The organism is Bacteroidia bacterium, from assembly GCA_040880525.1.
GTDB lineage: Bacteria > Bacteroidota > Bacteroidia > CAILMK01 > JBBDIG01 > JBBDIG01.
In genome coordinates this window covers 54,247-79,105 of the sequence record JBBDIG010000021.1, presented here as the reverse complement: position 1 = coordinate 79,105, position 24,859 = coordinate 54,247, and the positions used below count along the sequence as shown (strand labels likewise).

The following is a 24,859-nucleotide window of genomic DNA, read 5'->3' as shown; positions in this document are numbered from 1 at the left end:
GAGGTTAGTATTTAATATCAGATGTGGAAACAGCAGGATGGACAGTGACATTGAGGACGGTAGTGTGGCTGCACCCGGTTTGCGTGACGGTTTCCGTTAGGCTGATTGTATTCGCCCCAACTGCTGTCCAATTTGCATTGACGCTAGGGCCAGTATTCCCGGAGATAAAATTACCTCCTGATATACTCCATGAATAAGTGCTGCCGACAGTAACAGGGGTTGAGTAGACATTTCCTGAATTGTTAATACAAATTATCGTATCTCCAATGATATCAGGATCAGGTACTGGATTTATAATTACTAAAAAATTGATGGTACTGTCACAGTGGTTGTTCATTTCAGTTAAAGTAATAATCCCGGTATCACCTGCTCCCCAATCCACCGTAATATTGTTGCTGCTCTGATGTACAATGGTTCCACCGGTTACAGACCAGTTATAGTTATTGCTCGTGGAAGTGGCATTGTAAAAAATACCCGGGCTGTTTTTACAAACTGAATCAGGGCCATTAACTTCAGGAACAGGCCTGCGTATAAGTGGTACCTTCTTGTTGGAGCTGACACTGCAACCAGAAACCGATGTTTCAGTAATGGTAATCACGCCTGTATCAACATCTGCCCAATATACGAGTGCAGAATCGGTATTGGCGCCAGAAATGATTGAACCTCCTGAAACAGACCAATTGTAGGTGTGTCCTGAAGTATAAGGTACATGATAAAAATAATTACCGCTGCGCTCGCAAATGTTGCTGGGGCCTCCGACTATAGTGGAGGGATCCGGGGTCTTTTTTATGGTAACCGGCAACGAGATATTGGCAAAGTCAATAAACGCTTTCTTGCTACAATCACCATCCATAAATCCCCCAATAATGCCGTCCCCGGCCGAGGACCAATTGAGCGATTTGTTCCTGCCTAAATTATGTGTCCACATCTCAGCGTCATCTACGTACAACGTTACTTCGCCACTGGCTGAGTCGTAAAGCATGGCATAATTACGAAAAACGTCATCAACCGGCACATTATAGCCTGTATTTATCGGGCCTGTGGAAGTTGTATTGCCATTGGTGTCAATTACTTCCATCTCCACCATTAGATTTCCAGCGATATTGAATTTGAAAGCTCCTCTTTCAAAGAAATCGGCATTCGATTCATCGCGTTGAAAACGGAAGAACATGGCCAGCCTGCCATAGTTAAAAATGTTTCCGTTTACTGTTATATCTAAGCCGGTACCTGCTCCGCAATTATCCAGTACAGTCGCACCTATTCCGGTTCCACCTGCATCAGGATTCACATTAGTTGCATCGGGGCCATTCGTTGCTGCACCCAATTCGGCAAAATTAAAATCGTAGTGGACCAAAGGGGAAATACTTGCAACAGCCGAACATCCCCCGGAGTTAATTACGGTCACATACACGAAACCGGCTCCTTCATCTCCCCATTCTACTGCAATTTCAGAGGTGTTTTGGCCGGAGGTGATGTTGCCTCCCAAAACAGTCCACTCATAAGAATAACCGGGTACATTCTGTGTAGAGTAAACCACACTATCCTCATTTTCACAAACTAGATCACTGCCCGTTACGATTGGCTCCGGAGCCTGGACTATTGTGATATGTACGGTATCGTAATGGGCGCCACATTCTTCGCCCAGACTGTCGGTTTTCAATACCAGGTCCACAAACCCCGCAGTAACCTCTGCCTTAGATGGAATGTATGTAGCATCCAAAGCACTGTCATTAGGATGAAATCTTCCGGTTCCATTCAGCCATTTTCCGTTGGAGGGTCCGCGGATAGAACCATTCAAATTGACGTAGTTGGATGATTCACATATGGTAGTGTCATTTCCGGCATTGGCTTCAAGCATCACCACAACCATTGTATCGCAATAAATGCCGGGAAGACATGGGGATGTAGAATTACCGCAAATTTCATAAATTACAGTATCCGGCAAGTTTTGGGAATAGGTCATGTAAGAGGTGTTACATCCCGTTGTACAGCTAAGGTTGTTGTTGAAGGCAGGGTTCCCTACTGCATCCCAGTTTATGGAACTTGTCACCAGCCCCTCAGTATTGAGCTCCGCAACGCAGGTAGGCGTAAGATAAACAGGTGTAACGGCATGCGGCCTTGATATAGAGGTAATGATATATGTCTGGGCATTACCTCCGGGTTTACAAACAGTAAGCTCGTGCAGCCCGCCCTGGCTTATGCAATTCATGGTGCCCACAGTAGTGGAAGTGCTGCAGCCCAAGCTATAATATGTAGAGCCTGAGCCTCCTGCAATATCCAGTATTACTCCCCCGGCCATGCTATCTAACTGCACAAAGAACTTGATGCAGCGGTTGTTGCCGCCTACTCCGCAACAATACCCTGAACGACTTATTGGTGCGCTGACCCAAACTCCGTCAGGGTTTCCACGAAGATCCACAAGCAACACCGGTGTGGAACTACCGCAGCCCTGAGCATAAACATCCAGGTCCGAGAACAGGAACAACGCAAAACAGATTAGCGTGGCAAGCCGGCAAATGATGCTATGTAATCCGGTTATCATTCTGTCAAAAGATGTATTTTATGATTGGCATAAATCGCGTCTCTGTTAGGATCAAATCGTCCTGAAGGTACTCACACTTACTGTTATCGGTTGTATTTTTCACGTTAGGGCAATAGTTTAAAAACAAAGAGCAAAGATGTATTTTATCCTGAGCAACGGCAATTTAACTCCAGCCGCTGAATGCAGATGTCAGAAATGTTGCATATCGTTCCAGGTGAGCCGAAATTCAGGTTATTAATGAGGTGCTCATGGACGGTGCTCAGAGGGTTTGCCTTCGCGTGGGTGGTGGAAATCAGGAAACAAAATTCAAAATGACCAGATCATCTTCTGCTTAACGGTTGTTGGAGGCCGGTATCAATCTCAATTGTTCCTGACATCCGTTTAAAGAAATTAGCACTGTTAAAAAAAATCTGCCATCATATTTACTGAAATCTTACACCAGAACAGGTGAATCTATTTCCTATTACTTTTTCGACTATCACTGCCGGCAGAGAATCCGGGATTCAGCTCAGCTTGGTTGGGAAAGGGAACTTAATGCCCCTCTCCATATCAGCTTCCTGCACAGCTTCAGGATCCATTATTTTAATAATTTGCGAATCTATTTTAAACCTATAACATCAGGTTCAATCAAAAGATTTGGTTGTCTAAAATCCTCAATATGATTCGATTAAAAGAAAGCGTTAAGCGGCACCTGCCCTTCTTGATTTTGATGTTTTTACTCGCTTTCAATCTTTTTTATAATCTTGATAACCAAATCCTCTGGCAGGACGAAGCAGAAACTGCGTTGGTGGGGCAGACCATTCTGGAGCGGGGAATTCCTTACGGCAAATCGGGCCCCCATTCCTATAGCCAGCTTCAGGGCAAGGAACTGGGCGCCAACGGAGAATGGAAGCTGCATCCATGGTTGCAGTTTTATTTTACTGCCGGCTCGTTTGCCGTATTCGGGGTTTCTACCTACACGGCCCGGTTGCCCTTCGCGCTTTGCTCTTTGCTTTCTTTATTGCTGCTTTACCTTTTGTCCCACAAGCTTTGGAATAATCGCAATGCAGCCACAATTTCCGTATTTATGTTGGCCTTTTCTGTCGCTTATCTGCTGCTGAGCCGGCAGGCGCGTTACTATGCACCGGCCATGGCTTTTTCACTCTGGCTGGTACTGGGCTATGCCAGTTGGATGAAGGGTGAAAAGCGTTGGTGGCTGCATCTCAGCTTCGCAACATTATTTCTTATCCATACACATTATATCTCTGCTGCTGCACTCGTTGCCGCCCTTAGTATCCATGCGCTCATCTTCCAGAGACGGCAAGCCTGGAAACCGGTTTTATGCATGGCAGGAGTGGCGTTGTTCAATGTTCCGTTTTTTATATGGTTTTTTGACAATCCGTATTTTAATGAAGTTTCGAATATTATTTCCATTACAAATGTTCTTTCCTTATTAAAAGAATACACAGTAGAGTTCATCAATGGTATTTTTTCTTTATGGCCGTTTATTGCCGTAACAGGCCTTTTGATGTTAATTCACCGGAATCAAAAGAACCATGAAAATAAAAGCTGGCAACATGTATTGCAAAAACTTTTTATTTCGAAAGAAGCTGCACTATACTGGATCCTAATCATAGTTTATATTTCAATTTTTTCTCTGCTTTCAAATGCTTTTTATTTTCGGTATTTGGCTCCGCTGCTCCCCATTACCTTGCTTTACCTGGGTTGGATATTTTCCCTTTCAGAGAAGATGCATCTCCTCATCCCGTACTCGTTTGCAGCCTGGCTGATTTTTTCTGCGCCCCTGGATAAATTTTTCAGAGAGATCACTACAAAACAACTGACCGGCCCGGTTACCGCAATCATCACCTACTTTGAAAATCAGGCATTGCCCGGAGATAAAGTCGCAATAACCTATGGCGATTTACCTTTAAAGTTTTATACTGATCTTAGAATCATAGGGGCACTTTCAGGTGAGGATATCAACGAAGGTCTCAATGCTGACTTTGTTATTTTGCGCAACACTTCCATTATGCACGCTGATGCCACGGCAAAGCAATTCTGGTATGAAAATCTGGATCTGGATCAGTTTGATATAATCCAGCTTTCCGTCTCAGACACTCCATTCGAAAACAGAGAAGTGGTAGAGGATCACTATTTTAACAATGATCGCCAGGGCAAACCGGTGTTTATTTTAAAACGAAAACCAGGGAATAAAAAATAATAAATTAACCCTGAGTATATTGTCACAAAGACTCCAAGGCACAAAGCAGAACTAAGATTTAATTGAATCAGCTACCTGATATTATTTATTCAGCGAAAAACCTGACAGGATACTTATTTTTAACATTCAATTTCTGCTATTCTAAAATTTGAATATTAACACTATATAAATTATAGCTGCTGAATTTTGAAAAACATCTGAATCAATTGCTTAATTCCCAAATAAAAAAAGCCCCTGCAGTAAATTATAAGCTGCAAGGGCTCTCTCAGAATGTGGGATATACTGGATTCGAACCAGTGACCCCTGCCCTGTCAAGGCAGTGCTCTAAACCAACTGAGCTAATATCCCCGGAATTTGCGGAAATCAGTCGCCAAATTTTTCCTGATATTCACTGGCTGAGTACTTTTTTATTTCCACCTGCATGGGAATATCTTCGATGGGCCGGTTGTTGGGACCTGCGGGTTGTTCTGCAATAAGCTCCACTACCTCCATGCCCTTTATCACCTTTCCAAAAATTGTGTATGCCCCATCCAGGTGGGGAGTTCCCTGGGCATTTTCCACAATATAAAACTGCGATCCGCTGCTCTCCCGCCTGGGATTCACCTGGTCGGCCTGGCGTGCTGCTGCCACCATTCCATGCTTATGGCTGAATTCAGGCTGTATCTCAGCCGGGATCGTATAACCAGGTCCGCCTTGCCCGTCATTTGCCGGGTTATCGTCCTTGCTGTTAGGATCACCTCCCTGCACCATAAACCGGTCAATTACTCTGTGAAAGGTGGTGCCGTTATAAAATCCTTCACGGGCCAGCTTCAAAAAATTATCCCGGTGTTTTGGAGTTTCATCAAAAAGCGTCATGTAAATATCTCCCAGCCGGGTACTGATCTTCACTACTTCCATACTATCCTTAGGTTCCTGTTGAGCCATTGTTTCTGTGGAATTTACTGGTTCTGAATCCTGGGCAGCATTCAATTCTTTATTTGAAGTGCTGGTATCCCCGTTGTTTTCCGCTTGCCGGTCTCCTGTTGAGGAGCAGGCGGCCAGGGCCATTAAAAGCAATAAGGTAAAATGAAAATACCTCATCATTGCGCCATTTTATTTTGTTTCTCAGCTTCCATCTGTATCCTGTGGAATTTTGCCGCCACAGGTGTAGCAATAAAGAGTGAGGAATAAGTGCCTACCAAAATACCTATCAGGAGGGCAAAACTGAACCCGCGTATAATTTCACCGCCAAAAAGGAACAGCACCAGTACCACCAGGAAAGTGGTGCCGGATGTGATCATTGTACGGCTAAGGGTAGCATTGAGTGCATTGTTCATATTTTCAGTCAGCGGAGTGCGCTTGTGCAGTCCCAGGTTTTCCCTTATCCGGTCAAACACTATTACTGTATCGTTAATTGAATAACCGACCACTGTGAGAATAGCAGCAATAAAGGCCTGATCAACTTCGAGAGAGAATGGAACAATATTGTGGAGCAGCGAGAAGAGCCCAAGGATAAGGAGCACATCATGCGTCACCGCTACAACGGCACCCAGCCCATATTGCCACCTTCGGAAGCGGAAAAATATGTAGAGAAAAATAACGAGCAGCGAGAACAGCACCGACCAGAAGGCTGAAGTTTTAATATCGCTGGCTATAGTCGGCCCTACCTTTTCACTTCGCAGCACTTCATAGCCCCCATTTAATTGTTCCAGTCCGGATTGGAGGCTGGATTCCACCCGCGCGGCTGTGCCTTCGGCATCCTCATTTATAAGATAAGATGTGGTGATCTTAAAGTCCCGGGAGGAACCAAACGTTTTGACCTCAGGGGCACCCCCAAAATGTGGCTCCAGCATGGAGCGTATTTCCTCCGTTTGTTGTGGTTCTTCAAATTCAACGATGTAAGAATAACCTCCGCTGAAGTCTACTCCAAAATCAAATCCACGGGTAAACATGCTGATGAGACCCAGCAGAATGACAACCCCGGAAACCATATATGCAACACGACTTTTCTCCAGGATATTGAGGTTGGGATTTTCCATGACGTGCAGCGTGGCTTTGGTTCCAAACTTCATCACCGTTTCTTTATCCAGCATCCAGTCGAAAATAAGACGGGAGATAAATACGGCACTAAAGAAAGAAGTGAGGATACCAATGACCAATACCGTAGCAAATCCATAGATAGGACCGGTTCCAAAGGTGAGCAGGATAATCCCCGTCAGCAACGTGGTTAGGTTTCCATCTATGATTGAAGAGTAGGCATTCTTATATCCGTCAGCAACCGCGAGCCGCATTCCTTTGCCGGCTCTTAGTTCTTCCCTGATTCTTTCAAAGATCAAAACGTTTGCATCCACTGACATACCGATGGTGAGAACAATACCGGCCATGCCTGGCAGCGTAAGTGCTGCACCAAGAGAGGATAGCACGCCTAAAATAAAGAAGAGGTTAGCTACCAAAGTAAAATTAGCTACCAGGCCGCTTTTGTGATAATAGAATCCCATAAATATCAGTACCAGGAGCAAACCAACCAAAAGAGAAAGCATTCCCTGATTAATAGATGCTTCTCCTAATGATGGCCCTACGATCGCCTCTTCAATGATATTCACTGAAATAGGCAACTTTCCTGATTTCAGGATATTCGCGAGGTCTTCTGATTCCTGGGCACTGAAACCACCGGTAATCGTGGAAATTCCGTTTGGTATTTCTCCTTGTACCGTAGGGTAAGAATAAGCCTTGTTATCCAGAACAATTGCCACTTCGTTACCTATGTTAGCTGCTGTTACGCGCTTCCATTCCGCAGCACCTTCGCTATTCATCACCATACGGATCTGGCGGGAGCCGGCTTGATCAATATCCACCCCTGCATCGGTGATCACCTTCCCATCCAGTACCGCGCCTCCGGTACCCGGAGCGGCACGTCCTGCGATCAATACGAAACTGTTGTCCGATTCAGGAAGGGCTTTTACTTCCCAAAAGAAAACGACATCCGGAGGCAGCACTTCCCGGGCCGCATCCGAATTCAACATTTCGTTGATCTTCACGGTATCAGCTCCTCTCGCATATCCTATTACAGGTCCCTCATTGGCAAATGCGCCCTCATCGTTCTGGGTAATGTTTGGATAGAGAAGCGCAAACAGCGGATTTTGCTGTCTCATTTCCGCTTCAGAAAGTTGCTCTGAAGTATCGTCTCCAGCCGTATCCTCCCTCCCCAGAGCAGACAAAAGATTGTCGGTATCCACTGCTGCAATATCCCCGGTATCATCAGGCGCTGCAATGGTATCGGCTCTGGCTTCCAGGCCGGTATCGGGCTCCTCCTGCTGGTCGAAATAATCATCCATCCGTTCCCCGGCCTCGGTCTGAGTTGTATCGCCTGTTATTTCCAGTTCATCAGCTAAGGCATCATTGGCCGCCACCAGGTATTGAGAGAACTCCTGGTTTTTATAGGTTTCCCAGAACTCAAGATTCGCTGTACCCTGCAAGAGTTTTCTCACCCGTTCAGGATTATCAGCACCGGGAAGTTCAATAACAATCCGACCGGTATTCTCCTGTAGCTGAATGTTGGGTTGGGTTACGCCAAAACGGTCAATCCGTGTCTGAAGAATATTATAGGTGTTATCCAGCCCGCTTTCCGCTTGCTCCTGGAGAAATTCCATCACATTCTGATTGGACGACTGGAACGTTACATGATCCTGATTATCGCTGGTCGCAAAATAATTTGAAAGCTTCACATCAGGATCCAGCTCTGTCAATTTCTCATAAAACAGCGAAATAAAGCCGTCCTCTGCTTCGCCACGATCTCTCTCTGCATTTCGCAGCGCCTGCACAAAAGTGGAGTCGGAAGGATTATTCGCGAGGCGGTTTACCAAACTGCTGAGTGAAACCTCGAGCGTAACGTGCATTCCGCCACGTAAGTCAAGTCCCAGGTTCAGCGAGCGCTCCTTGCACTCAAGGTAGGTATACTGCCTGATTCCCAGGTTATAAACCTCCTGGTATGCTATTGAATCAAGATAAGCACGTTCTTTCTCTTTATCACCATTTGCGTAGTTCTCAGCCTTTTGGTCCTCGATATAACTGACAAGGGTAAACGACAACTGAAACAGGCAAACCAGCGTTAACGCTATGGCAAAAAACTTAATGGCTCCTTTACTCTTCATTTTCCTCTGGGTATAAAAAACGGGCTTTGAAACCCGTTTAAATTTGTAATCAAATGATATAGAAAACGTTACATAGGCACGCTATGGCCCTCAAAAACGAACGGCAAATATACATTTTTGAGTAGAGTAAGGAACAAAAGCTTCTACGAATTTAAAAGCCATGCCTTTTGGAGATCAGTGATAGCACCGCCACCAAGTAGTAGCAGGTCCCGACATCTGTTTATTTGTCCGCATCAGGATATTCCGAATCTCTGAATTTTCTGAATGAAAAAGAAGCTATGCCTGTGGTGATTTCTGTTTATTCTCGGAATCTGCAAATTCCGTTTCGGACGTGGTATTCTGTTCATCCTCCAATGCAGTAAATTCTGCTTCTGACAAGTAGATACGGTAATAACCATTATTTCACCTTTGCCTCCGGATACCCTTCTCTATTCATCTAAAACTGATTCGTTTGAAATTTTTGAAGGACCGGATTCTACCAAAGTTCGCGATCTGCTTGTTTATCCTAATCCTATAAAAGGTATTGTTACTATGGAACTACCTTACCCGTTCGACCAGCCGGCAACGAAGTTATTACTAATTGATAGTAGAGGAAGAATAGTAATTGTAGGAAAATTTGAAGATATAGCAACGAAGCGGGTTCTCGATTTAAGGAACCTTTCTTCTGGAGTTTATTATTTAATTTTAAATGTACTTTCGGTACTCATTTTCGAAGATGGCGATGCCGGCCAGGTCAAGATCACCAAAATGGAGGTAGGGGTTGGGAATGGATTGCAGCTACCGGACCAGGTCAAGTTTTTGGGGATAGCGGGAAACGAAATTTGATGCGTAACATTTTCTGCTTCATTTTGCATTTTACCGATCGAATCCTTCAGTTCCCTAATTTCCTCTCCCCAAAACTGCTTTTCATTCAGCGCAATCCTCTTTTCACGCAAACCAGACCACCTTTCCCTGTAGGACTCTTCCTGTTTTGCCAATTCGTCCAGTTTGGCTTCATGGCCTTCCTGCAGCGATGGCAGTTGTTGGTCCCGCTCCTTGCCAGCGGCATCCTTATGATCCAAAAATTCCTGCTGAACTTCCTGCCGCTGCTGCCTTTCATTTGTCCTTAGCTCCTCAACCTGGTTCTGCAACTGCTGCCTTAGTACCTGTATGATCATTGAAACATCATTCAGCAGTTGTTCAATCGTTATCCGCCCGGAACGAACTATCAAATAGGATTTCTGCCTCTTCGGTAATGTAAATAGTAGCCGGAAAAGTATCTTGGAAGATCAGCGTAAAAGTAGAGTCTGCAGATGTAGCGCTACTTGCTATAACCAATGAAAAAAGAAGAGGGAACAGTATCTTTTTCATATCACTTCCTTTGTTATCGCTTTAAGGACATTGGCCTGATTCTCCCTTTTCACAAAATACATCTGCATCTTACCTTTATTCTTTGCAGCGATTACACCCCGGCATGTGCATTCAAATTGGCCTTTGATAAATCCGTATGTAGTTTCTGAGATATTGACCTCTCCGGCCTCACTGCACTGCTCCATCCGTGCAGCAGTGTTCACGGTATCCCCCCAAATATCGTAGGCAAATTTCTTTACGCCCACAATGCCGGCCACCACAGGCCCCGAGTGGATGCCGAGGCGTACCTGGAAGGTATTATCTTTCAGCAACTTCTGGCGTGCAACCATAAAGTCCCTTATTTCCAATGCTGCCTTTGCCACTCTTGCCGCATGGCCTTTCACCGGCACAGGCAGCCCCGCTACAGCAATGTAGGCATCCCCCACAGTTTTGATCTTCTCAAGGCCGTGCTGTTGGATGATCTCATCAAATGCTTTGAAGCAGTTGTGCAGTTCGTTCACCAGTTCCCTCGGTGCCATCCGTTCTCCCGCCTTGGTGAAATCAACAAAATCGGTGAAAAGGACGGTGACATTTTCGAATAGTTTTGCCTGTGAGCCGCCTGTTTCTTTGAGTTCTTCAGCGACTTCCTGCGGCAAGATATTCAGTAGGATATCCTCAGACTTTTGTCTCTCTGCTTCCAGTTCACGGGTACGTTCCTCTACTTTTTGCTCAAGGACAATATTCTGCTCCTTTACGAGCCGCTCCTTATCTTTCACTGCACGTACCCGTTCTTTGATGGTGGAATTTACCCGGTCATACAGGGCATATCCGATGATCAGGGCAGAAAGTAATGAAGAAATCTGAAGGATTTGATATGTGCCAAGAGGTAGTGGTATTTTGAAGAATTGTTGATTAACGATAAAAATAATACCTGAGAGGAGAAATGGAGCCATAAAAAGAACCCAGATCAGTGCCTGCTTATCTTTTTTAAAAGCACGATAAATAACCAGGCCTAACAGGAAAATGATTATTGGAAGCAATACGCGGTTGCCATCGCCAAATGTGTGAGGCAGAGCTAGCTGTCTCATGAACATAAAAATGATGACACCTATAGCTATCCAGCCAAAATAATAGGCCCATTTCATTTTCTGCTTTAAATCGATATAAACCATCAAAAACAAGATACAGGAACAGGGGAGAAACCATGCTGAAAAGGCAGTGTTGGAGTACATCGAAAAAAATGGCCCCGCCCCTACCAACTGGTCCAGAAGGCCGCTATTTTCAGAAAACCAAATAAGAATGGCGACCACGGGCAAGATGAGAACAAAATACACCTTGTCCCTGAAAATGAAGCAGAGAAAAAGCCCCACCAGGATAAGGAGCAGTATGGCCCCGGCATGAAAGGAACTGAAATACTCAGTGTACCGAAAAGCTTTTTCTGATTGCAATTTGAGCCCACTGATCCTGGCAGGAGGATAGGTTTGGGATTTGGCGCGTATGTAATACGTTTTTACCTCACCAGGCCTTAAAAAAATGGGCACCAAGACGCGGGCATGATGAGTAGGGCGTTGGCTTGGGTGAACAAGAGTGCCGCTTATATAGATATATGTTTTCGCATAATCCATTTCATAAACCCAAATTGAATCACCTTTGAAAGGTACGTAGTACATTACCGGCTGTGCCATCTGGTTGACAACTTTGAATTTTCTCCAGTAATAATTTACCCCATCAGGTAAAGTATTCAGGTTTCCCTGCTTAACAAACTGTTTATTTATTGAAACATCATTCAGCAGTTGTTCAATCGTTACCCGCCCGGAACTATCAAATAGGATTTCTGCCTCTTCGGTAATATCTATAGTGGCCGGAAGAGGATCTTTGAAGATCAGCGTAAAAGTAGAGTCTGCAGATGTAGCGCTACTTGCTATAACCAATGAAAAAAGAAGAGGGAACAGTATCTTTTTCATATCACTTCCTTTGTTATCGCTTTAAGGACATTGGCCTGATTCTCCCTTTTCACAAAATACATCTGCATCTTACCTTTATTCTTTGCAGCGATTACACCCCGGCATGTGCATTCAAATTGGCCTTTGATAAATCCGTATGTAGTTTCTGAGATATTGACCTCTCCGGCCTCACTGCACTGCTCCATCCGTGCAGCAGTGTTCACGGTATCCCCCCAAATATCGTAGGCAAATTTCTTTACGCCCACAATGCCGGCCACCACAGGCCCCGAGTGGATGCCGAGGCGTACCTGGAAGGTATTATCTTTCAGCAACTTCTGGCGTGCAACCATAAAGTCCCTTATTTCCAATGCTGCCTTTGCCACTCTTGCCGCATGGCCTTTCACCGGCACAGGCAACCCCGCAACAGCAATGTAGGCATCGCCCACCGTTTTTATCTTTTCAAGTCCTTGCTTTTGAATTATTTCATCAAATGCTTTGAAGCAATTGTGCAGTTCACTGACCAGTTCCTGTGGCGTCAGCCGCTCCCCGGCTTTGGTAAAATCTACAAAATCAGTAAAGAGGACCGTGACGTTTTCAAATAGCCTGGCCTGTGAACGGCCTGTTTCCTTAAGTTCTTCGGCCACTTCTTCGGGTAGGATGTTTAGCAATATGGAATCTGATTTCTGTTTTTCCAGGTCCAATTGCCGTGCCTGTTCTTCCAGTTGCAGGGTTCGCTCCGCTACCTTTTTCTCAAGGTTGACATTCTGTTCCCTCACCAGTTTTTCATTAGCCTTTACTACCCTGAAATTTTCACGGATTGTCCCATTCACCCGCCCGTACATTAAATATCCGAGGATGGTACTTGAGATAAGTGCCCCTGATTGCATTAGGAAGACTGAACTAATATCCATTTGCAGATTCGTAATTAAACGAATAAGGTGAATTCCCCCTCCAATTATCAGGGGGAAAGTGAACAGGAGCCAAACCCGCGCCCGCTTTTCACCTTTAAAAGACATATAAACAGCACTGAAAAAAGTGATTACCGTCAGCAGAAGTATAATGAAATTTGAAATATCCGGATACCACCTGTTTTGAATTAGTCCAACAACAGCGATCACTATCAACCCCGGGAGCAACAAATAGGTATAATATACCCAGGGCATTTTCTTCTTTAACCGAACATAACTGCTATAAAAAATAACAATACATACCGGCATAAACCAACTTGTGAAAATCGCATTAAAATATTTTATAAAGGGGCCAGGTGAGTTCAGCAATAAATGCAGCTCTCCATTTATATCGCTAAACCACAGCAGAAATCCGACTAAAGGTATGGTACACAGCAGATAATGACGGTCTTTAAAAATAAAGAAAAGCATAAAGCCGAGGATTAGCATTACTATCTGAAAGCCATCCACGAACAAAGAAAAGTACATCAGCTTATTCCACCTGAGAACATTTTCTGTATAAACGCTCAAAATAAGTCCAGAAGGATAAAATAAATCACTTGAATGACGGCAGTAAAATAATTTAGACTGTCCGGGCGCCAGGGTAAGCAATATAGAATTGTTATGGTTGTATTTGTCATGGTAATCAAGGCTCCTCCCCGTTTGCCAATGCGTTATTTTGTCATTGTTGATTTCATAAATGTCCAAGGTATCTGCGAAGCCAAAATTCAGGTAAGACTGCAAGGTTTTTTCCGACTGATTGGATATCCTGATACGGCTCCAGAACTTATACCGGCCATTCTGATACATAGAATCAACAACGACTGTCTTACTGAACCTGGATTGGAGTGAACTGTCAGCCAAAATTTGCTCCAGCGTTAGGTTTCCTCCGGGATCATAAAGCCGCTCGGTGATGTCTGTCAGGCTATGTCGCGAATTGAGGTCCTGTTCAATGACAAATGTGGCCACCGAGTCTTGAGCCTGGGCTTGGCTGAAAAAAAGCATCAAAAAAACAATGGCCGACAGTTGTTTCATTGCGGGAAACTGATTTCTGATTTTATGTCTATTGCAGCATTTAAAAAGTACATCTCCATCATCCCCTTATTCTTTGCTGCCACCTTTCCCCGTGGTGTACATTCAAAACTATCTTTGATTAACCCATAAGTGGACTGTGAAATATTGACCCGTCCGGCCTTACTGTTCTGCTCCATCCTGGCAGCCGTGTTTACGGTATCGCCCCAAATGTCATAGGCAAATTTCTTCACCCCCACAATACCGGCCACCACAGAACCTGAGTGGATGCCAAGGCGTATCTTAAATGTTTTTTCCCCGAGCTGGTGGTGCCGTGCGGACATGAATTCGCGGATATCCAATGCTGCTTTTGCCGTCCGCTCCGCATGGTCTTTTACAGACACAGGTAAACCGGCTACTGCAATGTAAGCATCACCAACCGTTTTTATCTTTTCAAGTCCATGCTTTTGAATTATTTCATCAAATGCTTTGAAGCAATTGTGCAGTTCACTGACCAATGCTTGGGCAGTCAGCCGTTCCCCGGCTTTGGTGAAATCTACAAAATCAGTGAAGAGGACAGTGACTTTTTCAAATAGCCTGGCCTGTGAACGGCCTGTTTCCTTCAGTTCTTCGGCCACTTCTTCGGGCAATATGTTTAGCAATATGGAATCTGATTTCTGTTTTTCTGCGGCCAATTCACGGGTCCTTTCACTAACTTTTTGCTCAAGGATCACATTCTGCTCCCTTACCAGGCGCTCATTGGTGCGGGAGATATTTATATTATCACGTATAGTCTTGTTTACACGGTCGTACATCATATATCCAATGATAAGGCTTGACGCCAATGCCCCTATCTGCATTAGGGAAACCACATCGAGATTGATCGAGAGAAACAGGTCATCAATCAGGTATAGAAGCCCGGTAATAAATAGGGGGGCGGTGAACAATAACCACACAAAGGCTTTTCTATCCCCCCTAAATGCGAGGTAAGTTCCACTACCATATCCCACCAACATAAAAATAAGGACCAGGCTATTCACCATGTTATTTGAATAATGGAGCACCAAGAGGCTTAAAAGTGATACCCCTACTGTAGCAAGGATTAAAACCCAAAGGGTATAATACACCCATTTCAGTTTCTTGCGGATACCTACATACCCTAGAAAAAAAACGGCAACTGTTAATGGCATATACCAGCCCGTTAAAACAGGTTGATATTTCGTAAGCACAGGAAATGTATTAAAAATAATGTGAATATCAGTCCTGTAAGAAAACCAAATCAGGAAACCAGTCAGCGGCAAGATAAAAAGCAGGTATTGACGGTCTTTGAAAATAAAAAACAATAGCAAGCATAAGCCCAGCATCAGCACCTGGATGCCACTTGTGAAAATGGAGAGGTACTGCACCAGGCGCCATCTCGACTCTTGAATCAACTGCACCGAAGTACCGGGCAAAATATCATAAAACTGATCCCCTGAAGCCCTTATATAAAAGGTATCCGATTCGCCAGGGTTTAAAACGACCCTAACATGGTCAAGATGACTTTTAAATGTTTTTTGCTGAATAGGTATTTTTTTACCTAAAACATCTTTAGTGATTTTGCCCTGGTTTACTTTAAAAACAGCCAAAGAGTCAGCATTGGACAGTGAAAGGAGGTAGTCCACTGGCCTTTTCGAGATGTTCAGAAATACCGCCCTGCTCCATACAACAGCGTCAAGTGATGTTTCTTTTCCTAAATTGTCAATAGGCTTAAACCGCCCTTGAAGGTCTCTGCTTGTCAAGATCTCTTCAATGGTAATACGGCCCGTAGTATCAACCATCCGGTCCACAAGGTCACTAAGGTCGTACCTGGCTTGCATCCCTTCTTTAAAGACAAAGGTATAAACTGTATCCGCCTGGAGGAGGGCTGGGATTATCAACAGCCATATGACCAGCAGTTTTTTCATAATGGGCCTCCAATTCGTGACAATTTCAAGGTGCTGGCCCCTTTCACAAAATACATTTTGATCCCACCTTTATTCTTTGCTGCTATTTCAACCTGGCAATCATGAATGGCAATTGTATCAGGCTTGCCTATAAAACCTTCCATTAATGGAATGAGGCCGTATTCCGTTTTTAATTGTTCTTGAAATATAAATGTAGCAATGGAATCAGGTGCCCCTGCAATTAGAATGTTGGGAGGGGCCAGGAAAAGTAGGGGCAGCAGTTTTTTCATAAAGGCGTCAAAAAGGTTTCAGAATGTCAGAAATTAATTTGGTAAAAAAATACCGGTAAAAAGCCCAATTGATAAACTTCCACCACTTTCACTTCAGACGGATTATACACCTGCCGCAATACATTTCTGGTATTGAATATATTCACCAGGTCAATACCGAGTTCATGGGTAATTTTGGGGGTATTCATTTTGTAAATAATCCGCAGATCTGTCCTGAAGTAATCTTTCAATTGCAGGGAATTTTCCGCGCCTTCTACATAAACTGCCCGTCCTTCTAACCTTGATGCCACAGTATCAATAGGTGTGTACCGCCTGCCCCCGGCAAGGGTTAACTTACCGCTCACCCCTATTGTATGTTGATTATTTTTCTCCCACTTGAATTCCTTGCCCACCAAAATACTGGAGCCGTACACACCATTGAACGCGGTATTATACCAAACCCCATCACTGCCCTTGTACTTGGAGTCGAACAATGAGGCGGTGATCAGGAAAAAATAAGAATTGCTAAAGAACCGTTCCATAGTTAATTCAATACCATAATTTCTTCCTAAACCTGCTGAGGTTAGCTGATAAGGGACAATATCTGAATAGCCAGCACCTTGATTCAAATAGGAATAACTTGATGGTTCCTTATTTACCGGTACGCGGTACAAATGCTGATAGTAGGCTTCCAACCTCGTTCTAACTGTACCAAATATATGGGTATAGGCCAACACCCCTTGGGCACTACGCATAAAGTCGAGGTTGAAGCTTTCAAGTGAAGCATTCCCATTAGGTAAAATAGTGCGGGAGAAATAAGTGAAAGGCAATAACATCTGGCTATGCAAACCAGCCCCAAAACTAACTTTCTGCCTGTCATTGAGCTGCCATTTGAACCCTGTCCTTGGCTCGAGCGATACACTGCCATTGAGGCCCAAATATTGGGCATGTAAACCTGCTTTGAAGGAAAATTTTTCAGACACCGCATATAACCAGCTCACGTATGGCTGAAGAAAACATGCGTTCCCACGGAAATCCCGTGAAGTTATCACTACATTCTTAACATAATCCTGATGCCTGCTGAACAAATCGAAGTGCAACATTTCCGCATCCGCCCCTAACCGTATTTTATGTTTTCGTGAAAGTTTCTTAGTAAGGTAGGGATTAAGCGAAAACTTATCAAAAGTATAATCATAGTTCTGGTCAAAAGTGAGGCTATCTATAACAAAGCTGCCACTTTCTATATGCCTGTGTACATCATAAACCTCATTGTTTGAATGGTCACGGGTAGCGCCAAGGGTGATCCTCAGGTAAGTCCGCTCATTGAGGGTTTTGCCATAGTTCATCCCTGTGACATATTTTCCCGCAGAAAAGTATTGATCACTCGGTACCGAGGAATATAAGTCCACAAACCCTGTATCTGTTTCCGTGCTCTGTATCTGGTCAATTTTACTGTGTCCGGCAATTCCAAAGATGGAGAGATTACTGTTGTTGCCGGGGAAATTCAGTTTAAAGGCACCATCCTGGTAGTAAGGTATTGCATTGGTGCCCACACTAATGCCCAAAGCCTGGAAAATGGCCACTGTACCATACCGGTAACTCAGAAAATAAGAAGACCGGTTTTGCTTCGATATTGGCCCTTCAAGGAACAACTCTGTACCAAAAAGTCCCAATTGCCCGGTGAACTCATGATGCTGATTATTGCCATTCCGCATTTTAAGGTTGAAAATACTTCCGATGCTGTTGCCGAATTCTGCGGGAAATGCACCGGTATAAAAATCGGAGGTAGCGAGGTATTTGTTATTCAAAATACTTACTGGTCCGTTAGTCCTTCCTGTAAGGACAAAATGGTTCATGCCCGGCACATTTAAGTTTTCCACGCGCCATTGCATGGAATAAGGTGAATTGCCCCTTACTATAATGCCGTTATTTGAATCATCATTTCCCTGTACACCGGCAAAATTAGAGGCCATCCGGGCCGGGTCACCCCGGCTGCCGGCATAGCGCTCAGTTTCATCCACTGAAAACGGGCGGGCGCTTACCATGGCCATTTCATTGGAAGGCTCCCCTTTGGGAACGGCTGTTACCACCACTGAATCCAATTGCACGGCCGACTCTTCCAGGAAAATATCAAGTACCACCTCTTTTCCGGTATTGACAATTATATCCGGTGCTGAAAAACTGTGATACCCCACGTAGGTTACCAACAGGGTATATCTGCCCACCGGGACTTTTTCTATTCGATACCCCCCGTCCTGGCCTGAACTGGTACCTGAAATGAAGGTATGCCCCTCATACACGGCAACGGTGGCACCGGGAAGGGACACCCTGGAATCAGTATCTTTAATAATGCCCCGAATGGTCTGAGTTATTTGGGCCTTTGCAGGAAAAGCACAAGTAGCCATCAGGAATGACGTAAGTACGATAAGTCTCATTAGCAATGAGTTTAGGGGGATAAATATAAATATAATTGACGTTTCGCCAAATATCCCCTTTTTTTCTGATGTTGCCAGGTGCCTGTACCGGGAAGATGATCATCAAATATATTTCTGTAAAGTGCAATGGGCTTGTTTCGGATTTCATTAGAGATCAAGTAGATTTCATCAATAAAGGCGTTGCTGTCGTATGCGTTCTGGAGTTGAAGGAGTTAAAAGAACCGATCAAGTTCATAAGGTATGAGTTTCGACTTTTCTTCTGCCTCCTGATCCTTCAACGTAATTCCAGATAGAAGTAACAAAAACTGATTATCCATCACATTGAGCCTATTCAGATAAATGTATGGGTATCGGTGGCTATCATTGTAATAGGCTTCCAAGATTTGCGTGTAGAGGTCAGAGAAATAAGAAAAATCATTTCGAAGAAATTCTTTGACGGCCGATGGGTTGTATTTAAACCCTAGCTTTTCGTTCATATCGTTTGAGAATATATCTCGTTGATACTCACCGTCAAATATAGTTCCTTCTTTACTTGTGTTGGAGTAATTAGCTTTGAAATAGTACCGAAAAAAAGCATCTATTTCATCCTCCTTAAACCTATTGATTATGTGACCTTCGTTTCCCACAAACTATTATAGTCATCATTCAATAGCTCCACTTTATCAATTTGACCCAAGAGTTTACCTTTTAAAATTTCATATGGTTTTAGCCTTAGGCCGCGATCATTAATTACCTCAAAGACCATCGGTACATCAGTTTGCTCCACTGAAAGATTAATCAAAACTAAGCGATGCAGAAAATAGAACACAAAGGTTTCAAACTTGTGATGTGTATTTAATTCACGGTCCAACCAAGTCCGGATAGTGCTATAGTTCTGAACCATGTTTACGGCAGTGGCTCCTGAATTTGTGTCGATCTCCTTCAATTCCTTTTTACCTTCGAACAACTCTTGAAGGGTAGACAAATGCTTCTCATGATTCATCCAGAACTCATCCTCATATCCAGACTGTCCGGCAATTCTTCCTTCGATACACTTGACCAATTTTGGCTCATATGCTCTGTCCTTGTGAAGAAGTGCAATTAAAATTAAAGTAAGGGTGGTAAGTCTTTGTTGTCCGTCAACCACGTAAACTTTACCCTGTATTGTGTTGGTAACATATGTGTTTAGGTAGTACCAGGGAGATTTGTCTGTTATAATTTCTGGCTTAATGGACATTTAGAATGGTAAAATTAGTTAGAACATATGCCCGGCAAGGGTTTCAGGCGTTGAAAGGTCATGAATAAAAAAAGTGCTTTTATTGTAAGTCCTCAACAGTCACCAAATATGGGTTGCCAGAGGGGTTCAACGTTACAGATGCCATAGTTGTAGCAAACAGTTTTCAGGAGGAGAAAGACCGAGGTGGGGAGAGATTTGGGACATGTACCAGTCAGGGAAACAAACCTACACACAATTGGCCGAGCAGTTTGGCTGTAGTATAAAGACCATCCAGAGGCGGCTGGATAAGCATGTGATCGAGAACCCCTTGCCAGATGCAAACAAGGTTGTGGTATTAATGGATACTACTTACTGGGGCCGGGGTTTTGGTGTTATGCTATTTAAAGATGCCCTCACCAGCCGCAACTTGTATAAGCAATATGTAAAGACAGAAAGCAACCTTTTGTATAAGCAGGGGATCGCCCTCCTTGCCGAAAGAGGCTTTGAGGTCCTGGCAATTGTTTGTGACGGGCGTAAGGGGCTCCTGTCAAGTTTTGCAGGCATCCTGTTCAGATGTGTCAGTTCCATCAGGCAGCGATCGTCAGGAGGTACCTTACCAAAAGGCCCAAATTAGCAGCTTCCATTGAGCTTAAGGCATTGGTGGACATGATGAAAAGCACCGACCGGGAAAGCTTTGAAGGAGGGCTGAATGACTGGCATGTCAAATGGATGGAGTTCCTGAATGAACGCACGCTCAACCCAGCGACCGGCAAAAGCCACTATACCCATAAGAAGTTGCGAAGTGCCTATAGGAGCCTGAAAACAAACCTGCCTTGGCTGTTCACCTGGTACGACTATATGGATCTGAACATCCCCAATACCACCAATGCCATTGACGGGCACTTTGCCGACCTTAAGAATAAACTCAGGAACCACAATGGTCTTTCCCTGGCCCGTAAAAAGAAATTGATTGATGGATTTTTGAAGGTATGAGGGCTTCAAAAATTAAGAAGGCCGGATATGTAGCCCAGCCTTCATACCATGATATTTCCGTTAGCCAACAAATTTATCCCTGGCAAGTTGCTCCCCAGCAGAGCTTGCTTCCGTTTAGCTTGACCTGAGAAGGATAAGACCCCTCATAAATACAACCTGAAAGCTAGCCAAAATGCCCATTACAAAATATCCACTTGACAATAACGTCCATAAAACCTTACATAATCCCGTAACGCTTACTTCCCAATACAGTATGTGTTCACGCATTGTTTTTCAGTCACTTACATTGATTCAGCAACAGATTAGCAACAAAAGAGTACAACTAAAAGGAGGATATGGGCAAAGAATAAGAAATCCAAATCCCTTTGCACTCAAAAACCCGCACACCAACTCTGCGCTACAACTCGAAGCCAAACCCACAAAACCTGCCGCTTCTACAGCGGCTCGGCCGACTTAGTAGGTAACAAGGAAATGAAGTCGCCCACAGCAGAAACGACTACCATCATCTCCGGTATATAGAACACGAAACACGTAGAAGTATCTGCGCTTGCTCCTAATCTTACGGATGGCGCCCTACAAAATAACTCCGTAAAACTGAGCAGACGTACTCAAGTCTTCGGGCAAACCTGCTGGGTCAGATGGAGGGCTTTTGGGAGGAGTTAAAAATTCATTTCCCCGAGATCAGATGCCTACTGTTGCAAGCCTAAACCACTGATTATCTGTTGATATTCTTGGTCATAAAGATGGCTTCTTTTGGAAAGCATATCCTCAAGTTGTGAAACATAGTCTAGAGGAAATCCATGATTAAGCTTAGGAGGACAGATATGTTGTCGCCCTTTAATCCGACTGTGAGCCCAGACATCTCGAATATCCTCAACATTTAAATCTCCTTGAATTGATTCGATGGACTCATAGCCGGTACACGGTCTAACATCGCCTGAACTGGGTATATATAACCCGTGTTCTACATCATGGCATTCTTTAGTCCCAAGGTATGGGCCAACTTGGCCCTTTATGCCCATCTGCCGCATAAAATAAACAATTTTAGCATGCAGGTCTAACCTTTCTTCAAAGGAGGGCGTGTGTTTATCAAAAAAGCTCTGATCAGCCCGGCCTGTTACCATATAGGAATTGAATATTGGGCTAATCCCGATGCACTGAAAGAAAACATAACTAACTGGAAATTCAATCATGTTAATCTTAGCTATCGGAGCCTCTATCCCCAGCCGGGTCGGATGATGATTGAGGAACCCTGTCTCAACAAATCTTTGTAAACCTAAGGTTGATTCCTTTGAATGTCCCTCTATACCTGTCATCCCATCATGCACAGTATCATTCAATGCCGAATATCCATGAATTACACTCACGTTTTGTGCAAATAGCCGCTCTGCGAGCTGGAAGCCGTTTTCAATACCATAGCCTCTATAAACCCTTCTTGCATGAATGTCATTTCCTACTACATGACCCCGAGTAAACAAAACAGTGACCACACCCAACTCCGCCATCTTCTCTGTAAATTCCAGTAGATAAGAACTTTCTGTGGGCTCACCCCGACCTAAGAGACGCACTGATCTTAACCCAAGCTCTTCCTGCGCAATTTTAATCTGTTCAATCAAACGAACTTTGTTCAAAATTTTTCGGGTTAATGGCTGTACTCTGTTCTCTCTGATTCTGCCCCTTTCAATATCTATTTGCCCCGCCATGGTAAAGCAGTGCGAACACTTCCTGGTGCACCCGGAATCTTCCAAATCCAAATTAATGTAGAACATTTGCGCATTATCCGAATTCCGTTGGTTATCCTTATCCGGTGAATTCCATCCTTTAGTATAATTCTGAAAATCAGAAGGGAATTGACCGGGTATATATTTCCAAACGGAACCTAAAGTCGCTTTTAACTGAAGAGCTTTGGCTATTGTATTCTCAAGTCGGATTTTTTTTGAGGATTTTTCTGCCTCCTTGCCATAGACGTGATCGGAAGATAGGTTTATTGGCTGAATTGATAATCGCTCTTGTTGAGCATTGTCGCTTAACACTGACCTTTGGTTCATCTTAATTTAAAATTTATTTTGGAGAGTTTCCTTGTTCTGGCAACTGGGAGAGTTTTTTCATCTTATTAACCTCGCTCATGTCATTGAATTCAATTTCGACCCTCTCGAAAAGTTGCTTCAATCTCGCCTCATCCAGTCCCAGAAGCGATGAGATCGGCTTTAGGTTATTTTGATCGATTTTAATGGTTCTCCGCTTGTCATCCTTTTTTGGAGGGCCAACAGTCTCTAAGCGCAATCTATAGTCTTCACAGAAACGGATTATATCGTTTCTTTCAGTAATGCCTATTAGCCGATTAATGCCGTTTGGTTCTTCGGGATATGCTAAGTAAAGTTTATCATATTGACCTTCTTCGGATTGACCTAGTGAATCATTACTTACCAGCCTGGTATCAATGTTCAGTCGTGGATTGTTAATTCCATCCCTCATCCCTATCCTGATGACGTAATCCTGTTGAAAATCGCTCTGGAGAGAAGGGTGAACTTCATCAAAGAGGTAGGCAAAAAGGTAGGTATCCACATTCGTGAGTACGTTCATACAGATAAACTCAAATAGCTGTTGGTTTTCATTTCTTTGCTCATTTTCCTTTAAAAGGGAAATCCATTCCGAACCGGAGGCGGTTTTGCAAGGAAGAGAAAAAATTCGGATGATTTTATGGTTATGCTCAATCAAACTCGTATTAAAAAGAAAGAAATATAGAAGCATCTCCGATCGGTCCTTTGGCTGCAGATAGCCCCGGTAACCAATTGTACAATAGAAAGCGAACTTTCCATTTGAATCCTCATCCTCATTAGGGTAATCCTTAATAATATTTCTAAGCTTTTCCGGGTCGGTGTCTTTAGCTATCCGTAGGAATGTATTCAAGGCTTCTACGGGATTCCACTGGCCAATCATTGAAGGTTCCTGAAGCCACTTCCGTGCGCTATACGCATTCAGAGAAATCAAAGCATTACGAAATGCTGAGCCCGATAGCTTGTTATAATCTTCTATACCTATGGCAGAATTTGATTTACCATCTTCCCTGTTCAGACGTTTTTCAAATTTTTCTAACGTCTCCTTAACGTTCTCCCAAAAATTAAGGATAGCCATCCGGCCAATTTCTGAGGCAATTTCAAAACGAGGAGGAGCACTGTCAGGTTGCGATGTATCCATTAGGGAAGGGGAGACGAAAATGCGAACGGTAAGGTTTCTTATAAGATCATAGACGTGGTGTGTGAAAAGGTTAATTAACCATACGCATCCACGTTTATTTTTTAAAAATGCTTCATTCACATACAGTGTAATGTAAACGGAATCTTCTTTTGCCGTGAGAATCAATTCATCATAGGCCCATGCATCAATGTGGTCAAATTGGTGGGGGCTAAATCCCAAATCCTCAACACTTGGAACATTTGATCCAGCATAAATAACGATGTGTTTGTAGTGCCCACCAATCTTATCTAATTCTTTCCTGGATTTTCCATGAGCATATAAGTTCAGCGTATCAAGGGTGGCTTCTCGAAAAGTGAAAATGTCTTTGTCCTTCTGCTTTTGAGTCGCGTAGAAGAAGTCACGTAGAAATGAGTTTGAAAGACTGGAGCCTACCTCCTTACTAATCGAATCTGAAAGCGCCTGATAACTGTCTGGCATACTGTTGAACTGGATCGAAAGATTTTTACCGAGGTCAGCCTGCTTGAACTTATTGGCAACCGCTTCTCTGAGAGCAGTTAGCTCTTTTCTGGTAATGCGTATGTCAGCCATGTCTTCTTTTGTCAACTGCAAAAGTAGCAGATTAGAGTGTAAAACCTACTCTCAAAGGGATAACCATACCTTCTATTAGCATGTCATGTACGTATTCAACTACTTATTCAACTTTTTTTTGTCGCTTTCTAAACATTTACCTTTACTTTTA

At 43.7% G+C, this 24,859-nt stretch carries 18 protein-coding genes and 1 tRNA gene; 4 read left to right on the top strand and 15 right to left on the bottom strand.

Annotation, left to right across the window (positions count from 1 at the left end; genetic code table 11):
• Positions 1-4: 4 nt before the first annotated feature.
• Positions 5-2,542 carry a hypothetical protein gene (locus WD077_06010; protein MEX0966772.1) on the bottom strand — a complete coding sequence of 846 codons (2,538 nt, stop codon included), beginning with the start codon at positions 2,540-2,542 and terminating at the stop codon, positions 5-7.
• A 658-nt stretch (positions 2,543-3,200) separates the two neighbouring features.
• Between WD077_06010 and WD077_06005 the strand changes: the two genes are divergently transcribed.
• Positions 3,201-4,745: a glycosyltransferase family 39 protein gene (locus WD077_06005; protein MEX0966771.1), complete on the top strand. Its 1,545-nt coding sequence runs from the start codon at positions 3,201-3,203 to the stop codon at positions 4,743-4,745.
• 273 nt (positions 4,746-5,018) lie between these two features.
• On the opposite strand, the gene WD077_06000 is transcribed toward WD077_06005, so the two are convergent.
• From WD077_06000 to WD077_05945, 12 genes are all read right to left on the bottom strand, one after another.
• Positions 5,019-5,093: transfer RNA gene (locus WD077_06000), tRNA-Val, on the bottom strand.
• A gap of 15 nt (positions 5,094-5,108) precedes the next feature.
• Complete coding sequence (locus WD077_05995) at positions 5,109-5,828, bottom strand: peptidylprolyl isomerase (protein MEX0966770.1); 720 nt, start codon at positions 5,826-5,828, stop codon at positions 5,109-5,111.
• Complete coding sequence (gene secDF / locus WD077_05990; protein MEX0966769.1) at positions 5,825-8,875, bottom strand: protein translocase subunit SecDF; 3,051 nt, start codon at positions 8,873-8,875, stop codon at positions 5,825-5,827. Before secDF ends, WD077_05995 begins: the two co-directional genes overlap by 4 nt.
• Before the next feature lie 674 nt (positions 8,876-9,549).
• Complete coding sequence (locus WD077_05985; protein MEX0966768.1) at positions 9,550-10,032, bottom strand: hypothetical protein; 483 nt, start codon at positions 10,030-10,032, stop codon at positions 9,550-9,552.
• A gap of 22 nt (positions 10,033-10,054) precedes the next feature.
• Positions 10,055-10,225, bottom strand: coding sequence for a hypothetical protein (locus WD077_05980; GenBank protein ID MEX0966767.1), 171 nt, complete (start codon positions 10,223-10,225; stop codon positions 10,055-10,057).
• Positions 10,222-12,168, bottom strand: coding sequence for an adenylate/guanylate cyclase domain-containing protein (locus WD077_05975; GenBank protein MEX0966766.1), 1,947 nt, complete (start codon positions 12,166-12,168; stop codon positions 10,222-10,224). Before WD077_05975 ends, WD077_05980 begins: the two co-directional genes overlap by 4 nt.
• Entirely contained in the window at positions 12,165-14,129 is a 1,965-nt protein-coding gene (locus WD077_05970; GenBank protein ID MEX0966765.1) for an adenylate/guanylate cyclase domain-containing protein, read from the bottom strand. The genes WD077_05975 and WD077_05970 overlap by 4 nt, the downstream gene beginning before the upstream one ends.
• Positions 14,126-16,051 carry an adenylate/guanylate cyclase domain-containing protein gene (locus tag WD077_05965; protein ID MEX0966764.1) on the bottom strand — a complete coding sequence of 642 codons (1,926 nt, stop codon included), beginning with the start codon at positions 16,049-16,051 and terminating at the stop codon, positions 14,126-14,128. Before WD077_05965 ends, WD077_05970 begins: the two co-directional genes overlap by 4 nt.
• Positions 16,048-16,320 (bottom strand): hypothetical protein, encoded by a 273-nt coding sequence (locus WD077_05960; GenBank protein MEX0966763.1) that lies wholly within the window; start codon positions 16,318-16,320, stop codon positions 16,048-16,050. The genes WD077_05965 and WD077_05960 overlap by 4 nt, the downstream gene beginning before the upstream one ends.
• A gap of 26 nt (positions 16,321-16,346) precedes the next feature.
• Entirely contained in the window at positions 16,347-18,734 is a 2,388-nt protein-coding gene (locus WD077_05955) for a TonB-dependent receptor (GenBank protein ID MEX0966762.1), read from the bottom strand.
• Between the two features lie 212 nt (positions 18,735-18,946).
• Positions 18,947-19,210, bottom strand: a complete 264-nt coding sequence (locus WD077_05950) for a hypothetical protein (protein MEX0966761.1) — start codon at positions 19,208-19,210, stop codon at positions 18,947-18,949.
• Positions 19,211-19,338: 128 nt separating this feature from the next.
• Positions 19,339-19,950 (bottom strand): DUF262 domain-containing protein, encoded by a 612-nt coding sequence (locus WD077_05945; protein ID MEX0966760.1) that lies wholly within the window; start codon positions 19,948-19,950, stop codon positions 19,339-19,341.
• Positions 19,951-20,152: 202 nt separating this feature from the next.
• Between WD077_05945 and WD077_05940 the strand changes: the two genes are divergently transcribed.
• The 3 genes from WD077_05940 to WD077_05930 all read left to right on the top strand — a co-directional run bounded on the left by WD077_05940 (position 20,153) and on the right by WD077_05930 (position 21,379).
• Entirely contained in the window at positions 20,153-20,563 is a 411-nt protein-coding gene (locus WD077_05940) for a transposase (protein MEX0966759.1), read from the top strand.
• A gap of 32 nt (positions 20,564-20,595) precedes the next feature.
• A complete protein-coding gene (locus tag WD077_05935; protein ID MEX0966758.1) occupies positions 20,596-20,922 on the top strand; it encodes a transposase in 327 nt (108 codons plus the stop codon).
• Between the two features lie 172 nt (positions 20,923-21,094).
• Positions 21,095-21,379 (top strand): hypothetical protein, encoded by a 285-nt coding sequence (locus WD077_05930; protein ID MEX0966757.1) that lies wholly within the window; start codon positions 21,095-21,097, stop codon positions 21,377-21,379.
• Between the two features lie 232 nt (positions 21,380-21,611).
• Here WD077_05930 and WD077_05925 read toward each other — a convergent pair whose 3' ends face one another.
• Together WD077_05925 and WD077_05920 are read right to left on the bottom strand one after the other, a co-directional pair.
• Positions 21,612-22,970, bottom strand: coding sequence for a hypothetical protein (locus WD077_05925; protein ID MEX0966756.1), 1,359 nt, complete (start codon positions 22,968-22,970; stop codon positions 21,612-21,614).
• A gap of 13 nt (positions 22,971-22,983) precedes the next feature.
• The gene (locus WD077_05920) at positions 22,984-24,708 is read right to left on the bottom strand and encodes a hypothetical protein (protein ID MEX0966755.1); all 1,725 of its coding nucleotides are present in this window, start codon (positions 24,706-24,708) and stop codon (positions 22,984-22,986) included.
• Positions 24,709-24,859 lie beyond the last annotated feature (151 nt).

Coding starts and splice junctions, on each gene's coding strand:
- WD077_06010 (MEX0966772.1), bottom strand. CDS start 2,542: ATGATAACCGGATTACATAGCATCATTTGCCGGCTTGCCACGCTAATC.
- WD077_05925 (MEX0966756.1), bottom strand. CDS start 22,970: ATGAACCAAAGGTCAGTGTTAAGCGACAATGCTCAACAAGAGCGATTA.
- WD077_05995 (MEX0966770.1), bottom strand. CDS start 5,828: ATGATGAGGTATTTTCATTTTACCTTATTGCTTTTAATGGCCCTGGCC.
- WD077_05980 (MEX0966767.1), bottom strand. CDS start 10,225: ATGAAAAAGATACTGTTCCCTCTTCTTTTTTCATTGGTTATAGCAAGT.
- WD077_05940 (MEX0966759.1), top strand. CDS start 20,153: ATGTACCAGTCAGGGAAACAAACCTACACACAATTGGCCGAGCAGTTT.
- WD077_05965 (MEX0966764.1), bottom strand. CDS start 16,051: ATGAAAAAACTGCTGGTCATATGGCTGTTGATAATCCCAGCCCTCCTC.
- secDF (MEX0966769.1), bottom strand. CDS start 8,875: ATGAAGAGTAAAGGAGCCATTAAGTTTTTTGCCATAGCGTTAACGCTG.
- WD077_05975 (MEX0966766.1), bottom strand. CDS start 12,168: ATGAAAAAGATACTGTTCCCTCTTCTTTTTTCATTGGTTATAGCAAGT.
- WD077_05955 (MEX0966762.1), bottom strand. CDS start 18,734: ATGAGACTTATCGTACTTACGTCATTCCTGATGGCTACTTGTGCTTTT.
- WD077_05960 (MEX0966763.1), bottom strand. CDS start 16,320: ATGAAAAAACTGCTGCCCCTACTTTTCCTGGCCCCTCCCAACATTCTA.
- WD077_05930 (MEX0966757.1), top strand. CDS start 21,095: ATGCCCATTACAAAATATCCACTTGACAATAACGTCCATAAAACCTTA.
- WD077_05985 (MEX0966768.1), bottom strand. CDS start 10,032: ATGATCATACAGGTACTAAGGCAGCAGTTGCAGAACCAGGTTGAGGAG.
- WD077_05920 (MEX0966755.1), bottom strand. CDS start 24,708: ATGGCTGACATACGCATTACCAGAAAAGAGCTAACTGCTCTCAGAGAA.
- WD077_05945 (MEX0966760.1), bottom strand. CDS start 19,950: ATGTCCATTAAGCCAGAAATTATAACAGACAAATCTCCCTGGTACTAC.
- WD077_05935 (MEX0966758.1), top strand. CDS start 20,596: ATGATGAAAAGCACCGACCGGGAAAGCTTTGAAGGAGGGCTGAATGAC.
- WD077_06005 (MEX0966771.1), top strand. CDS start 3,201: ATGATTCGATTAAAAGAAAGCGTTAAGCGGCACCTGCCCTTCTTGATT.
- WD077_05950 (MEX0966761.1), bottom strand. CDS start 19,210: ATGAACGAAAAGCTAGGGTTTAAATACAACCCATCGGCCGTCAAAGAA.
- WD077_05970 (MEX0966765.1), bottom strand. CDS start 14,129: ATGAAACAACTGTCGGCCATTGTTTTTTTGATGCTTTTTTTCAGCCAA.